A 12,925-nucleotide genomic window follows, 5' to 3' on the forward strand; every position below is an offset into this window, starting at 1 on the left:
TTGTTGGATTCCTGTGCGCTGCGGTCGTGATGCTGCCGGGTTCGCTAGTCGGATCAGCCGCCGAGCACCACGTTCACCGGCGGTTCGCCAGTCAGCATGAGGTCGATCTGCCGCTGCAGCAGCCTGCCCATGCGCGGGCGCATCGCCGAGCTCGCCCCGCCCACGTGCGGGGTGATGATGACGCCGGGGGTGCCCCACAGCGAATGGTCCCCGGGCAGCGGCTCGGGATCAGTGACGTCCAGGGCGGCGCGGATCCGTCCGGCGGCGGTGTGGCGGACCAGAGCCTCGGTGTCCGCAACCGGGCCACGGGCCACGTTGACCAGCAGCGCGCCGTCGGGCATTGCCGCAAGGAATTTGTCGTCGATGAGATGATGCGTCGCGTCGCTGAGCGGGACGCCGACCACCACAATGTCGTGTTCCGGCAGCAGCTCCGGCAGCTCGTCAATGCCGTGGATGACGCCGCTCTCGTCTGTCCGCTGCCGGCTGGCCACCCGGGTGACGCTCGTTTCGAACGGGATGAGCCGCTGCTCGACGGCCTGGCCGACGCCGCCGTACCCCACGATGAGGACGCGGCGGTCGGCGAGGCTGGCGGTGGGCCGGGCGTCCCAGAGGCCCTCCCACTGGTTCTTCATGAGGCGCGGGAATTCCCGCTGGCTGGCCAGGATCATGGCGAGGACCAGTTCGGCAGTGGAGGTTTCGTGCACGCCGGCGGCGTTGGCGAACATCCGGCCTTCCGGGAGCGAGTCCGCCACGCCGTCGTACCCGATCGACTGGCTCTGCACCAGCCTGGTTTCCACAGCCTCAAGACTCCGGAGGATGCGCGTTCCGCCCCTGTACGGCGGGACCACGATGTCGATCTGCTGCTGCGGGGGTTCGCCGGTGAAGTCCCACTCCACGACGGTGACATCCGGGCTGGGCGTGAGGTATTCACGAAGCACATCGTCCGGCAGGCTGACAGTGATCTTCCGGGTCATCATTCTCCAACTGCTCCGTCGGCTCGTGGCAGGCAAACGCCACCGAAGTGCGGCCTGCCGGGAGGGTTCCTTTGCTGCCAGCCTAATGGAGGACGACGGTTCAACTGCGTTGCAGGGCTGTTCGCGTCGGTGTAGCTTGGCCGGATGCTGAGCATTGGCTCGATCGTGATCCGTGTTGATGACCTTCCCCGCCAGATGGCCTTCTGGCAGGCAGCCCTCGGCTACGAGCCGCGGCACGAACCGGAGGACGACTTCGTGATCCTGCAGCCGCCGGGCGGCGTGGGCACGTGCATCTCGCTGGACCGCGTCCCGTCGTCGGTCCATATTCCGCCGCGCATCCACCTGGACCTGTACACCGAGGATCAGGGCGGCGAGGTGCAGCGGCTTCTTGGCCTTGGCGCCAGCCGCGTTTACTGGAGCAAACGCCCTGCGGACGCAGACTACGTGATCATGGCAGATCCGGAGGGAAACCGTTTCTGCGTCATCGACACTGCAGGCCGCTAGCCGGCACTTTCGCGCGCCCGGTCGTAACCACCGCGGGCTTCCTCCACCTGGCCCATGTTTTCGTCCGCCCATTCCTTCAGGCCGTGGATGACCCCCAGCAAGGAGTGACCCAGGGGCGTGAGTTCGTAGTCTGTCCGGACAGGAACGGACAGCGTGAGCAAACGGGTCACCAGGCCGTCGCGTTCCAGCGAGCGCAGGGTGGAGGTGAGCATTTTCTGGCTGGCTCCCGGAATGCGCCGCCGCAGCTCGCTGTGCCGGAGCTCCCCGTCCGCCAGCTCCAGCATCACCAGGGTGACCCACTTGCTGCTGATCGCTTCGAGGAGTTGGCGCGCCGGGCACAGTTCCAGCCCGTCGGCGTATTGGGCCTGCGCCGCCTGCCGTTTCTGGTGCGCTGTAAAAGTCACGCCGCCCATCCCCCTGTTGCCGGTTGACCTGTCCTGTTGCCGTGGCTCCGTGTGCCGTGGCTCCGTGCTGCTGCCGCCCCCCAGCCTAGCGGCGCACACCGCAGGTAGGCACTTCGAGGTTCCCTAGGCAGTCCAAAGTGCGTTCTTCCGCCGCCCCTCCGGCCGGGCGAGGATCGGAATGGCCCCGCGCCACAGGCGTCCGCCGCCCCACTAAAGATCCGACGAAAGGTCCGCCATGCCCACAATCCTGCATATCAACGCTTCACCCCGCGGAGACCTCAGCGACTCGCTGCTGCTTGCCCGCCACTTCATCTCCGAGGTGCAGGCAGCCAGCGACGTCGAAGACGGCGGCTTTGACGTCGAAACGCTGAACGTGTTCGACGACGGCGCCCTCCCCGGGTTCGGGACCACTGCCGCCGGTGCCAAGATGGCGGTGTTCTCCGGCCGGGACCAGACCCATGAGGGGCTCCGGGCCTGGTCCGATGCCCGCGCCGTCTTCGACCGGTTCGCCGCAGCCGACGCCTACGTCTTCAACATCCCGATGTGGAACGCAGGCGTGCCGTATGCGTTGAAGCAGTGGATCGACATTGTCACCCAGCCCGGCTGGAGCTTTGGTTTCGACCCCGCCGCCGGCTATACCGGGCTCATGGAGGGAAAGCAGGCACTGGCCATCCACACGAGCGGCGTCTACTCCCCCGGTGTGCCGCCTGCCTTCGGTCAGGATTTCAGCAGCACTTTCTTCGCGGATTGGCTGAATTTCGTCGGGATCACTGACGCCACCCATGTCCGCTTCGCGCCCACCGTACTGAACCACGACGTCGGCGCCTCACGTCGGGCGGCCCGGGCCGAGCTGAGCACCCACGCCACTGGGTTCGCAACCCGGCTCCGGGAAGGTGCGCTGGAACTGGTCAGCGACTGAGGCGGCGCGGCTACCGCACCCCTGCCGGTTCGACGGCGGCAGGAGCCTCCTGCGGAGCCGCCACCGGTGCGCCGGCGGCCGTCGTGCTGGTTTCGCCGCTGTCACTGATTTCTCCGCGGAAGGCGCGGAGCATGGCGTCGCGGTCGAACTGGCCCTCCCATTTTGCGACGACGAAGGTGGCCACGCAGTTCCCCAGCAGGTTCACGGAGACGCGCATGGAGTCCATCAGGCGGTCGGCGCCGAGGAGCAGGGCGACGCCGGCCACGGGGAAGATGCCCAGGGCGGCTGCCGTGGCGGAGAGTGCCAGGAACGCGGAGCCCGGAACACCCGCCATGCCCTTGGAGGTCAGCATCAGGATGCTCAGGGCTGCGAGCTGCTGGCCCAGGTCAAGGTTGTGCCCGAAGGCCTGGGCCAGGAACAGCAGGGAAATCGACAGGTACAGTGCGGCTCCGTCCAGGTTGAACGAGTAGCCCGTGGGCACCACGAGTCCGGTGGTGGCGCGGGAGCAGCCGGCGTTGGTCAGCTTGGTCATGATGCGGGGCAGCACGGACTCGGTGGATGCGGTGCCCAGGGCCAGCAGGAACTCTTCACGGCTGTACTTGATGAACTGCCACAACGGCACCCGCGGATAGACCCAGGCCACCACGAACAACAGCCCGATGAAGACGATGGCTGCACAGTAACAGGCGGCGATCAGCAACGCGTACGTGCTCAGCGACCCCAGCCCGTACTGGCCGATGATGAACGCCATGGCGCCGAACGCACCCACCGGGGCAACGCGCATCACCCAGGCCATGATCTTGAAGAACAGCTCCAGGACGGTTTCCATCAGAGTGATCACCGGCATGCACCGCTCGCGGCCCACCACCACGATTGCGGCGCCGAAGAAGACGGCGAAGCACAGCACCTGCAGGAGGCTGTTGGAGGCGAAGGCACCCACCACGCTGGTGGGGATGATGCCGAGCAGGAACGCGCCGGCGTCCTTGGGCGGAGCCGTGCCGGTCTTCGCGTTGAGCGCGTCCTGCGAGAGCGTGGCGGGATCAATGTTCAGGCCGGCGCCGGGCTGGACGATATTGCCCACCACCAGGCCGAACACCAGGGCGAAGAGCGTGGCTCCGGTGAAGTACACCAGCGCCTTCACTCCCACCCGGCCGACGGCCTTCACATCACCCACGGCCGAGATTCCCGTGACAATCACCAGGAAGATCAGCGGGGCGATGATCATCTTGATCAGTTGGATGAAGCCGTCCCCGAGCGGGCGCAGCGCGGAGCCGAGGTCCGGCCAGAAGTGGCCGATGCCGATCCCAAGGCACACCGCCACGAGGATCTGGAAGAAGAGCGAGCGGTACAGGGGCTTCTTCCGCGGCGGCAGGGCGCCGGCTTCGGAGCCGGCTTTCCGTACGGGTGCAACTTCTGGCACGGGGGACGGGCTCGAGGGGATTTTCATCGGGGCTGCCAATCAACGGGGAATAGGCGCTCTGGACGCCTTCAGGTCATTGGCAACGCTAGGATCCCGATGTTTCAGGGAGGCTAAATCCATATCGCGGAATTGTTTAACCGCAAAACGGAAAGAAAGGCAGCGTCAGCTACTCGTCCGCATCTCCGGTATCGGGAACAACGAGGGGCTTGCTCCGGGCTTCCAGCAGATGCTGCAGGAGTTTTCCTTCGGCATCCCGCCGGCGTCGGCCCACTTCCCGGATCTGCTCAGGTGTCCGCACTTCATGATGCTGGCTGTGCCCGGTGTAATCGGCCCTGACGGGCCGGGTGCGGGGAGCAGGATTGGGCTGACCAATCATGTGTTGATCCTTAATACCACGGGCGGCCGTTTTCATGATTGTTGACGGTCCGGGCCACCATTTTTCGGGCCGATTGAGGCGAAGAGGAGCTCAGGCCCACGGTACTTCGCTGTGGACGATGTAGTCCGTGGCCGCGGGACCGGCCATGGCGAGCCCGGTGCAGACCTGCTTTCGACCATGGCGTGCGGTGCTGATCCTGATGTGGTGCATGGCCGCCCGGAACGACCGGTCCGACGCGGGCGTCCGGCCCGTCAGGGTGCACCAGCTGACGTAGAGGCCGTACACCTCGTCCAGGCATAGGCCTTCGCTGTCTTCTTCACAGCAGGTGCACTCGGCGAAGAACTGTTCCAGCACTGCTTTAGTCAGCATGCGCTCTCCTGAAACTAGGCCCACGACGTCATACTTCTAGCGCTCGAGACCGTGATGTCCCCTCTTCAGGGTCACCGCTGCTCATAGTAAAAAGGAGAAGCAGCCGCCTGTCAACATCCCGATTTCTGCAGCTGTCAGGAAGATGCGTCTGCTCGCCAGACGGGCCCGTGACCTTCAAAAAAGACTTCCGCCGCCCTTGCTGACGGGGGCGTCCGGGGCCACGATGGCAGAGAACGTTCCAGCCGATGACCCCATGACAGCGACGGAGGAGCCATGACCCGAAAAAGTACTCCCGGAACCGTAACCATGAACGCCATAGGTGCCCTGGCGAGCGGGGCTGTGGCCGGAGCCGCAGGCACAACGGCTCTGAACATCGTCGCGTACCTGGACATGGCGTGGCGGGCACGGCCTGCCAGCAGCATGCCTGAAGCGACAACAGAAAAATTGGCCAAGCTCGCCGGCATCACGATCCCCGGTACCGAGGAAGAACGCGCTAACCGCGTGGCCGGGTTGGGTCCGCTGATGGGCCTCCTTGCCGGAGTCAGCGTCGGCGCCGCCGTCGGACTGGCCCGTGCGGCCAGCTACCGGACCGGCCTGGTCGGTACGTCACTGGCAGCGACGGCCGGGGCCCTCGTGGTTGGCAACGGCCCCATGACTGCTCTTGGACTGACGGACCCGCGGGCCTGGACGCGCGCGGACTGGCTCAGCGACATCGTCCCGCACCTGGCCTACGGGATCGTCACCGGTGCAACGCTCGTCGCGCTGGACCGCCAGAACTACACCTAGACCTCGTCATCCCAAGTGCCCGCTTCGCCGGCAGCCTCCTCCGGCTTGCGCTCCGCACCCGCATCGCCGCTGCCAATGTACGCCGCCGGCACGGTACCCGCCGCCTGTGTCTGCTGTTCCTCGCGGATGTTCTTCGCTGCGCCGTTGCCGGGGTGGGGCTGCTGGGGATCGACGGCGTCCGGGTCCCCCGGGCCGATCAGTCCGGCGGGGTCGGTGGCTGCTTCCTTCGGGTCGGTCATGTCGTCACCTTTCGCTCGTGGTTTGCAGGTCTTGCCTCGCCGGTTCAGCGGCATCTTCAGCCTATTGGTTGCGTAACCCGAGTGACCAGATTTCCGCTTGTTATGTAGCCTTACCTCGCGAGCGAAAATCCCTCAAAAGGGCAATAACTTCTCTGGCGCCCGGGCAAAAGCAGGTGCACGATTGAATTACCGGGCCACGAACTGCCATGGGCAGAGCCCGGAGTCAAGCCCCCGCGGAGACCGGGCGTGCTGTTTGAAACCGGATGGAACCGAGTGCCGCGTCACGTGGGGTGATAGCGCGGTTTGTCAGTCGTGCCCGGAAATAATCACTCGCATCCTTAGTGTAGGAGCAAGAGAAATGACCATCGCTCAATCAACGAAATCCCGCCCTTTTGGAACCCGATTTGCTCTGATTTCGGCTGTTTCGCTGGGTCTAATTGGAGGACCTGTTGCACTGGCCATCCCGGCTGACGCTTCCACGTCGCTACGCGGTTGTACCGTGGACCCGTTAAAGCCGACGACGGAACATAAGAAAGACGAATGGAAGAAAGGTGAATGGAAGAAAGAGGTAGATTTCAAAATTCGCATTGATTGCAACGGGAACAAAACCGTGAAGATCCATCAGAAGCTCTTTAAGAAGGACTCGCACGGGCGCGACCTGGGCTATTGCAAGTTCGAGAAGCATTTCTCAAGCCATGATGGCCGTGTCACGACCAACTGCCCTTGCGACGTCCACAAGGGCGACAAGGTCTACCACGAGGTCTCCTTCCAAGTGAAGACCGGCAACAACTGGTCAGACTGGACCAAGTGGGAACGGAGCGAAGTCGTGACAATCCACTGACCGTTGTGCTATCCGCGCATCCTCGAGCCAGGGGCTTCCCGTCCCTGGCTCTTCGCTGCCCCACATTTCGTGGTCACAAAGGCCACCGTTTTCAGGGAGCGAAGTAGGGCCAATCGGCCTCTGGCAGGCCCCCGCGGCCGGCGTTATCTTTGACCTACTGATGACCTGCACGTCTCTTCATCAGCTTCGGTTCCAATCGAAGGAGACGCTGTGAGCACCACAGTAGAAAAGCAGATCGTGGTCGATGTCCCGGTGAACACGGCCTACAACCAGTGGACCCAGTTCGAGGACTTCCCCCATTTCATGGACGGGGTGGAGAGCGTCAGGCAGTTAAGTGACGACCGCCTGAAGTGGGTCGCCCACATCGCCGGCGTCCGTCGCGAGTGGGAGGCCAAGATCCTCGAACAAATCCCGGACCGTCGTGTGGCATGGGCGGCAATTTCGGGCGCCACAAACTCCGGCGCCGTGGAGTTCGTGGCGCCGGCGGGGGCAAGACCTCGATCAAGCTCACCCTCGAGTACCAGCCCGCGGGTGCCGTGGAGAAACTGGGCGACATGCTCCACATTGTGTCCCGGCAGGCGGAGCACGACCTCAAGAAGTTCAAGAAATTCATCGAGCACGAAGGCCACGCGACAGGCGCCTGGCGGGGATCCGTTCCCGGCGGCGCTGCAGGAACGGCAGCGACCGCGGGCATGGCGGCAGCCGGTACCACCGAAGCCGGGACCGTGGAGTCCAGCCCTTCAGATTCTGTCCCGGCCGAGGCCGCAGTGGACGCCACTCCGCCCTACAACCGCTTCGCGCATCCGTTCGACCAGACGAACGGCTTGGTCGACTTGGGCGGCGAATCCGATGAAACAGCAGAGGGCGAGAACTACAGCGCTGCGGAGCGCTATCGGGAGCAGCACCGCAATGACGGCCACCTCCCGCCGATGGGAGGGGGCCTCGGCCAGCACTGAGGACTAAGCACTTGACGGATGAGCAAGCCGTTCTGGCTGAGTGCGCATGTACTGGGTGCGCGGAGGCCGTTCCTTTCTACAATTTAACTGTCGGCGTCATCGGCAACCCGCCGTTTCGCCACACACCACAAGGAGGACCGCAATGGGTTTGGGTGACAGGATCCACAACGCCGCGGAGAAACTTCACGGCAAGGGAAAGAAAGCCGCCGGCGGGGCCAGCGGCAACCAGCGGATGAGGGCCGAAGGCAAGGGCCAGGAGTTCAGGGCCGACCTCAAGCAGGCCGGCGAAAAGATCCGGCAGGCCTTCAGGCGCCACTGATCCCGGACTGGTCAAATGGGTGGTTCCCTCGGGAACCACCCATTTCTTATGAACGCATTTCTTATGATCTGTCCCCTAAGGGCGACGACGGCTACGGGGTGACAGTCACCGTGGCAGTGGGCGACGGCGACACGGTGTCACCTTCCGTTTCCGTTACGGTCGCCGTCGGCGATTCGCTGGGCGACTCGGTGACTGTGGACGTGCCGTCCGGTGAGGCGGTGCCCGAAGTGGTCGGGCTGGAAGTTCCGGTGCCGCCACCTTCAGCCTTTTGCAGCACCCTGTTGATTACTTCTTCCAGTTCCTTCTGATCGCTGTCTCCCAGGTCCGCGCCGCCCTTCGTGGCAACAACCAGGAGCCTCCCCTCGGCGGCGGAGACCTGCATCAGCATGTCTGTAGTGCCGGTTCCCCGGGTGCTGACGGTGCCGAACGTTTCCTCGGCGTCCGTCTTCGCCTGCAGTTCCTTGCTGGAGACGTCGTACTTCTGGCCCAGCACATCGAGGGAGAACTTGTCGCACTGGTCCATCTTGCCGCTCACCTCTTTGAGCAGTCCGACGGCGTCGGGCCCTTCACTGCCGGACTGGGCGGATACCGTGCGCGGCTCTTTGCTTTCAGAAATGGCAACTGCCACTTCGCCGTTGTCCACCGTGTCCAGCAAGCCGGCGGTGGCGATGGATTTGCAGTCCTCAGGATCGGTCTTAGCAGCACTCATGAGCAGGTTTGCAATGCGCCCGCCCTGGTCCACCTGGTCCTTGGAATAGAGCTTGAGCTCGTTGCCCTCAGCATCCTTCATGCCCGAGATCAGTTGGCGGAGCTCGTCCTCCGTGTACACCTTGTCCTGGGCTGCCTCGGTGGTGGTGGTCGTCGCCGAGGGGCTCGGGGTACCTCCTCCGCCTGTGCACGCCGCCAATGCCAGGACCGCTGCTGCCGCCAACCCAAGAACCGGTACTTTGTCCACCCGAACCACCCCTTCAAGATAAGAAGCAAGCTTACGATCTAAAGGGTACGGCTTTCGGTCCGAGCTGGGTAGCTGAAATTGATTTCAGGTGCGCGGCCGCATCAGCGGCGGGTTGAGTACGGCGCGGGCCGGCCGGCCCACCGTCGGTCGCGCCGCCTCTGCGAGCCTGAAAAGCGCCGCCGGCCTGCCGGCGTCGCCCCCTGTCATTCTGCCGGTGTCCTCCAGGAAGCCAGGAGTACCCGTTGCCTTGCGGTGAAAATTCCGGGGGTCCAAACGTGTGCCCCAGACGGCTTCGTACACAGCGCGGAGCTGGGCGATGGTGAACTCTTCGCCGCAAAAGGCCGCACCTAAAGGCGAGTACTCGAGCTTCGACCTTGCCCGCTCCAGGGCGTCACCGAGGATCCGTTCATGGTCGAAGGCCAGCTGGAGCTCACCGTCGAGGACCTGGCTGAGCGGATACCACGCGGCATGCGCGGCGTCGCTCCCGGCCGAAAGGACAGGGAAGTTGGGCGCCAGAAGCAGATGAGCAACGGTCAGGACGTCGCCTCTTGGGTCGCGCCCCTTCGGGCCATAGCTGCCCAGCTGCTCGAGATGCCCCGGAACCCGTTCGACGCCGGTTTCCTCCGCCAGCTCCCGGCCCGCCGCCGTCGCCAGGTCCTCGCCAGCCAGGACGAAGCCGCCCGGCAGCGCCAGCCGGCCGCGGAAGGGCTCGATGAGGCGGGTGATGAGCAGGACATTAAGGACGTCGTCGCGAACCGTGAGGGCGGCGATGTCCACTGTCACCGGAAAGCGCGCGGGCGCCGGGTGGGAATCAGGCATGCACTCATCCTAGTACTTATCGTCATCTTGACGGTAACTCCAATGGCGGTCTATCGTTTGATTATCGTCAAATTGACGAGAAGTAGAACCGTTGAGGAGAATGCCATGGCAAACATCAAGCGATACCCCTGGATCAGCCACTTCCTGGGCAGCCCCACGGGATACGTGGTGCACCTGCAGAAGGGCACGGTCCAACACCAGGGTGTGGGTCAGGCATTCTGGTTCCGGCCGGCAAACTCCGTGCTCAGCGAGGTTCCCGTTGATGACCAGGAATTGCCCACGCTCTTCCACGCAATCACCCGCGACCACCAGGACGTGAGCGTCCAGGCCAACGTGACATACCGCTTTGTGGACCCGGTGGCGGTTTCGAACAGGCTCGATTTCGGCCTGCAGCCGCTAGGTTCCGCTCCGGCATCCGGCAGGGAGCAGGTGGCCACCATCATCGGCCAGTTATGTTAGAGCCACGCGATCGACCAGATCGCTACGACCACCTTGGCCGAGGCGCTGGAGAGCGGAGTCAGCCGGCTTCGCTCCGTTCTCACGGAGGCCCTCCGCGCCGACGCGCGGCTGCTGTCCACTGGCATCGAGATCCTCGGGGTTCAGGTTCTGGCAGTACGTCCGGAGGCCGACGTCGAGCGGGCCCTGCAGACGCCGGTGCGCGAACAGCTCCAGGCTGAAGCGGACCGGGCCGTGTACGAACGCCGGGCACTCGCCGTCGAGCGGGAACGCACCATCTCGGAGAACGAGATGTCCAGCCAGATCGAACTGGCCGTTCGGCGCGAAAACCTGGTGAGCCAGGAAGGCACCAATGCGCGGCGGGAGGCCGAGGAGAAGGCCGCCGCGGGCCTCATCGAAGCGCAGGCTTCGGCCGAACGCAAGGGCATCGGCGCTACGTCGGAAGCCAATCAGATCCGGCTGGTGGGCGAGGCGGCGGCAGCACGCGAGGCCGCCACCATGGAGGTCTACCGCGGCATGGAACAGGCCACCCTGCTGGCCCTGGCCCTGCGGGACGCCGCGGGCTCACTGCCCTCCATCGGGAACCTGACCATCACCCCCGACCTGCTGAGCGGCGCGCTTGCCGGCCTGTTCCGGGATCCGGCTGCGGCCGGCACCGGAGCGGTCGGCACACCCGCCGCCCGGATCGGGAAGTAGGGAAACTGTCATGGCAAACCCGCGCCTCGTCATCATCCACCGCCGGACCGAACTGCAGGATCTCCTGGACCGGCACGCCACCCGCGGCCAGGCCGAATTCTTCCTTCGCACGCGGGGCCGCAGCATCCAGGACGTACAGGAGCGCCACGACCGGCTCACCTTGGCCCTGGCAACGGTCCGCGCCGCGGTTCCTGCCGACTGGCGCCATGCGGAGGTGGAGCGCGCCGATCTGAGCCGCTTCCTCTTCTCACCCCAAGACATCATGGCGGTGGTGGGCCAGGACGGACTGGTGGCGAACGTGGCCAAGTACCTTGATGGCCAGCCGGCCATCGGCATCGATCCGGAACAAGGGACCAACCCGGGCGTCCTGGTCCGGCACACTCCGCAGGCTGCCGTGCGGCTGCTGCAGGAGGCCGCATTGGCCGGGGCGGGCGGCCTACGCTGCCAAGCCCTCACCACTGTGACGGCTCGGCTCGACGACGGCCAGGAACTTTCCGGGCTCAACGAGATATTCATCGGGCACGCCGCGCATCAGTCGGCCCGCTACCAGCTCACGACGCCGGACGGCCGGACCGAGCGGCAGTCGTCGTCGGGCCTGATCGTGTCGACCGGGACGGGCGCCACCGGATGGTGCGCGTCCATTGCCTTGGAGCGCGGCGGCCGGGTCCTGCCTGCGCCCACGGACCCCCGGCTCACATGGTTCGTCCGGGAAGCCTGGCCCTCCCCCATCACCGGCGTATCGCTGACCGAAGGTTCCCTGGAAACGGGTGAAGCCGTAAGGATCACCGTGGCATCCGACCAGCTGGTGGCATTCGGCGACGGCATGGAGGACGACCGGCTGACCGCTTCCTGGGGGCAGGAGATCACCGTTGGGCTTGGACGCCGGCCGCTGAGGCTAGTGGTTTAGGCCAAGGCTTTTTGGTATCCCAAATATCCGCCCTCTTGACTCGCACCCACGCCTTCCCTAGACTTTTCATAAAGCAGAATCTAATTTCCACCAAGCGGAATAGTATTAGCCGATCGCGAAGAGGCGAGAAGCATAGGAAGCTAGATCAAAGCCCCTCCCCGGAAGGACCTACGATGACGTACACAGTGAACTGCTCCATCCTCCTGACGGAGCTGCCGTTGCTCGAGCGCCCCGCAGCCGCGAAGGCAGCCGGTTTTGACGCCGTCGAGTTCTGGTGGCCCTTCGAAACCTCCGTTCCCACCGACGCACAGGTCACCGGGTTCGAGAACGCCATCAAGGACGCCGGCGTTCAGCTCACCGGCTTGAACTTCAACGCCGGCAACATGCCGGGCGGCGACCGCGGCCTGGTCTCCTGGCCGGCACGCTCCGCCGAATTCCAGGACAACATCGACGTCGTCGCCGGCATCGGCGAGCGCCTCGGCTGCAAGGCCTTCAACGCCCTTTACGGCAACCGTGTTGACGGTGAGTCCGCTGAGAAGCAGGACGCCATCGGTGCCGAAAACCTCGCGGCCGCGGCAGCCGGCGTCGCCCGCATCGGCGGCACCGTCCTCCTCGAACCCGTCAGCGGCGCGCCCAAGTACCCGCTCCTCACCGCCGACGACGCACTCAAGGTGATTGCCCGCGTCAAGGCGGAGGCCGGCGTCGACAACGTCAAGCTCCTCGCCGACTTCTACCACCTGGCCGTCAACGGGGACGACGTCGCCGCCGTCATCGAAAACCACGCCAAGGACTTCGGCCATATCCAGATCGCCGACAACCCCGGCCGCGGGGCTCCCGGAACCGGGCAGCTTCCCCTCGGCGAGTGGATCGCCCGCAGCCGCGAACTCGGCTACGAGGGCTATATCGGCCTCGAGTACAAGGAACCGGCGGAGACCGCCTTCAGCTGGGCCATCCGCCAGCGCGTCTCCCAGTAGTCCCCACCCGC

The 12,925-nt window shown here is 65.0% G+C and carries 17 protein-coding genes and 1 pseudogene; 10 read left to right on the top strand and 8 right to left on the bottom strand.

The genetic code is table 11. The features are described from left to right. Positions 1 to 53 precede the first annotated feature (53 nt). Positions 54 to 974: a 2-hydroxyacid dehydrogenase gene (locus J7I92_RS00385; RefSeq protein ID WP_214835803.1), complete on the bottom strand. Its 921-nt coding sequence runs from the start codon at positions 972 to 974 to the stop codon at positions 54 to 56. 144 nt (positions 975 to 1,118) lie between these two features. On the opposite strand from J7I92_RS00385, the gene J7I92_RS00390 reads away from it, so the two are divergent. Beyond that, entirely contained in the window at positions 1,119 to 1,478 is a 360-nt protein-coding gene (locus J7I92_RS00390; RefSeq protein WP_214835806.1) for a VOC family protein, read from the top strand. Here the strand turns inward: J7I92_RS00390 and J7I92_RS00395 are convergent. Then, positions 1,475 to 1,882, bottom strand: a complete 408-nt coding sequence (locus tag J7I92_RS00395) for a helix-turn-helix domain-containing protein (protein ID WP_214835809.1) — start codon at positions 1,880 to 1,882, stop codon at positions 1,475 to 1,477. The genes J7I92_RS00390 and J7I92_RS00395 overlap by 4 nt on opposite strands. A 235-nt stretch (positions 1,883 to 2,117) precedes the next feature. Between J7I92_RS00395 and J7I92_RS00400 the strand changes: the two genes are divergently transcribed. Then, on the top strand, positions 2,118 to 2,801 hold the full coding sequence (locus tag J7I92_RS00400) for an FMN-dependent NADH-azoreductase (protein WP_214835813.1): 684 nt from the start codon (positions 2,118 to 2,120) through the stop codon (positions 2,799 to 2,801). 10 nt (positions 2,802 to 2,811) lie between these two features. Here the strand turns inward: J7I92_RS00400 and J7I92_RS00405 are convergent, their stop codons facing one another. The 3 genes from J7I92_RS00405 to J7I92_RS00415 all read right to left on the bottom strand — a co-directional run bounded on the left by J7I92_RS00405 (position 2,812) and on the right by J7I92_RS00415 (position 4,966). Further along, positions 2,812 to 4,248 carry a cation:dicarboxylate symporter family transporter gene (locus J7I92_RS00405; RefSeq protein ID WP_251039287.1) on the bottom strand — a complete coding sequence of 479 codons (1,437 nt, stop codon included), beginning with the start codon at positions 4,246 to 4,248 and terminating at the stop codon, positions 2,812 to 2,814. A 139-nt stretch (positions 4,249 to 4,387) separates the two neighbouring features. Beyond that, the gene (locus J7I92_RS00410) at positions 4,388 to 4,597 is read right to left on the bottom strand and encodes a hypothetical protein (protein WP_214835817.1); all 210 of its coding nucleotides are present in this window, start codon (positions 4,595 to 4,597) and stop codon (positions 4,388 to 4,390) included. Between the two features lie 90 nt (positions 4,598 to 4,687). Continuing rightward, positions 4,688 to 4,966 carry a hypothetical protein gene (locus J7I92_RS00415; protein WP_214835821.1) on the bottom strand — a complete coding sequence of 93 codons (279 nt, stop codon included), beginning with the start codon at positions 4,964 to 4,966 and terminating at the stop codon, positions 4,688 to 4,690. A 273-nt stretch (positions 4,967 to 5,239) separates the two neighbouring features. Between J7I92_RS00415 and J7I92_RS00420 the strand changes: the two genes are divergently transcribed. Further along, positions 5,240 to 5,752, top strand: coding sequence for a hypothetical protein (locus J7I92_RS00420; protein ID WP_251039288.1), 513 nt, complete (start codon positions 5,240 to 5,242; stop codon positions 5,750 to 5,752). Here the strand turns inward: J7I92_RS00420 and J7I92_RS00425 are convergent. Further along, positions 5,749 to 5,991, bottom strand: a complete 243-nt coding sequence (locus tag J7I92_RS00425) for a hypothetical protein (protein WP_214835824.1) — start codon at positions 5,989 to 5,991, stop codon at positions 5,749 to 5,751. The two genes, J7I92_RS00420 and J7I92_RS00425, sit on opposite strands and share 4 nt — an antisense overlap. Before the next feature lie 358 nt (positions 5,992 to 6,349). Between J7I92_RS00425 and J7I92_RS00430 the strand changes: the two genes are divergently transcribed. The 3 genes and pseudogenes from J7I92_RS00430 to J7I92_RS00440 all read left to right on the top strand — a co-directional run bounded on the left by J7I92_RS00430 (position 6,350) and on the right by J7I92_RS00440 (position 8,107). Further along, complete coding sequence (locus J7I92_RS00430) at positions 6,350 to 6,832, top strand: hypothetical protein (RefSeq protein WP_214835827.1); 483 nt, start codon at positions 6,350 to 6,352, stop codon at positions 6,830 to 6,832. Positions 6,833 to 7,042: 210 nt separating this feature from the next. Then, positions 7,043 to 7,788 (top strand): annotated as a pseudogene (locus J7I92_RS00435) (SRPBCC family protein). A 142-nt stretch (positions 7,789 to 7,930) separates the two neighbouring features. Continuing rightward, entirely contained in the window at positions 7,931 to 8,107 is a 177-nt protein-coding gene (locus J7I92_RS00440) for a CsbD family protein (RefSeq protein ID WP_214835830.1), read from the top strand. 91 nt (positions 8,108 to 8,198) lie between these two features. Here J7I92_RS00440 and J7I92_RS00445 read toward each other — a convergent pair whose 3' ends face one another. Both J7I92_RS00445 and J7I92_RS00450 read right to left on the bottom strand, forming a co-directional pair. Next, the gene (locus J7I92_RS00445) at positions 8,199 to 9,062 is read right to left on the bottom strand and encodes a hypothetical protein (RefSeq protein WP_214835833.1); all 864 of its coding nucleotides are present in this window, start codon (positions 9,060 to 9,062) and stop codon (positions 8,199 to 8,201) included. A gap of 84 nt (positions 9,063 to 9,146) precedes the next feature. Next, entirely contained in the window at positions 9,147 to 9,881 is a 735-nt protein-coding gene (locus J7I92_RS00450) for an NrtR DNA-binding winged helix domain-containing protein (protein WP_214835835.1), read from the bottom strand. A 105-nt stretch (positions 9,882 to 9,986) separates the two neighbouring features. On the opposite strand from J7I92_RS00450, the gene J7I92_RS23605 reads away from it, so the two are divergent. The 4 genes from J7I92_RS23605 (at position 9,987) to J7I92_RS00465 (ending at position 12,914) form a co-directional block, all read left to right on the top strand. Continuing rightward, the gene (locus J7I92_RS23605; protein WP_251039289.1) at positions 9,987 to 10,340 is read left to right on the top strand and encodes an SPFH domain-containing protein; all 354 of its coding nucleotides are present in this window, start codon (positions 9,987 to 9,989) and stop codon (positions 10,338 to 10,340) included. 18 nt (positions 10,341 to 10,358) lie between these two features. Continuing rightward, complete coding sequence (locus J7I92_RS23610; RefSeq protein ID WP_396020335.1) at positions 10,359 to 11,033, top strand: hypothetical protein; 675 nt, start codon at positions 10,359 to 10,361, stop codon at positions 11,031 to 11,033. 10 nt (positions 11,034 to 11,043) lie between these two features. Next, positions 11,044 to 11,940, top strand: a complete 897-nt coding sequence (locus J7I92_RS00460) for a hypothetical protein (protein ID WP_214835837.1) — start codon at positions 11,044 to 11,046, stop codon at positions 11,938 to 11,940. 173 nt (positions 11,941 to 12,113) lie between these two features. Beyond that, positions 12,114 to 12,914 carry a hydroxypyruvate isomerase family protein gene (locus tag J7I92_RS00465; RefSeq protein ID WP_214835839.1) on the top strand — a complete coding sequence of 267 codons (801 nt, stop codon included), beginning with the start codon at positions 12,114 to 12,116 and terminating at the stop codon, positions 12,912 to 12,914. Positions 12,915 to 12,925 lie beyond the last annotated feature (11 nt).

The sequence above is a fragment of the Arthrobacter sp. ISL-72 genome (assembly GCF_018613755.1).
Classification (GTDB): Bacteria; Actinomycetota; Actinomycetes; order Actinomycetales; family Micrococcaceae; genus Arthrobacter.

What these genes read in the sequence shown, in the direction of transcription:
- J7I92_RS00385 (WP_214835803.1), bottom strand. Translation starts at nt 974, where the DNA reads ATGACCCGGAAGATCACTGTCAGCCTGCCGGACGATGTGCTTCGTGAA.
- J7I92_RS00390 (WP_214835806.1), top strand. Translation starts at nt 1,119, where the DNA reads ATGCTGAGCATTGGCTCGATCGTGATCCGTGTTGATGACCTTCCCCGC.
- J7I92_RS00400 (WP_214835813.1), top strand. Translation starts at nt 2,118, where the DNA reads ATGCCCACAATCCTGCATATCAACGCTTCACCCCGCGGAGACCTCAGC.
- J7I92_RS00405 (WP_251039287.1), bottom strand. Translation starts at nt 4,248, where the DNA reads ATGAAAATCCCCTCGAGCCCGTCCCCCGTGCCAGAAGTTGCACCCGTA.
- J7I92_RS00410 (WP_214835817.1), bottom strand. Translation starts at nt 4,597, where the DNA reads ATGATTGGTCAGCCCAATCCTGCTCCCCGCACCCGGCCCGTCAGGGCC.
- J7I92_RS00415 (WP_214835821.1), bottom strand. Translation starts at nt 4,966, where the DNA reads ATGCTGACTAAAGCAGTGCTGGAACAGTTCTTCGCCGAGTGCACCTGC.
- J7I92_RS00420 (WP_251039288.1), top strand. Translation starts at nt 5,240, where the DNA reads ATGACCCGAAAAAGTACTCCCGGAACCGTAACCATGAACGCCATAGGT.
- J7I92_RS00425 (WP_214835824.1), bottom strand. Translation starts at nt 5,991, where the DNA reads ATGACCGACCCGAAGGAAGCAGCCACCGACCCCGCCGGACTGATCGGC.
- J7I92_RS00430 (WP_214835827.1), top strand. Translation starts at nt 6,350, where the DNA reads ATGACCATCGCTCAATCAACGAAATCCCGCCCTTTTGGAACCCGATTT.
- J7I92_RS00440 (WP_214835830.1), top strand. Translation starts at nt 7,931, where the DNA reads ATGGGTTTGGGTGACAGGATCCACAACGCCGCGGAGAAACTTCACGGC.
- J7I92_RS00450 (WP_214835835.1), bottom strand. Translation starts at nt 9,881, where the DNA reads ATGCCTGATTCCCACCCGGCGCCCGCGCGCTTTCCGGTGACAGTGGAC.
- J7I92_RS23605 (WP_251039289.1), top strand. Translation starts at nt 9,987, where the DNA reads ATGGCAAACATCAAGCGATACCCCTGGATCAGCCACTTCCTGGGCAGC.
- J7I92_RS00460 (WP_214835837.1), top strand. Translation starts at nt 11,044, where the DNA reads ATGGCAAACCCGCGCCTCGTCATCATCCACCGCCGGACCGAACTGCAG.
- J7I92_RS00465 (WP_214835839.1), top strand. Translation starts at nt 12,114, where the DNA reads ATGACGTACACAGTGAACTGCTCCATCCTCCTGACGGAGCTGCCGTTG.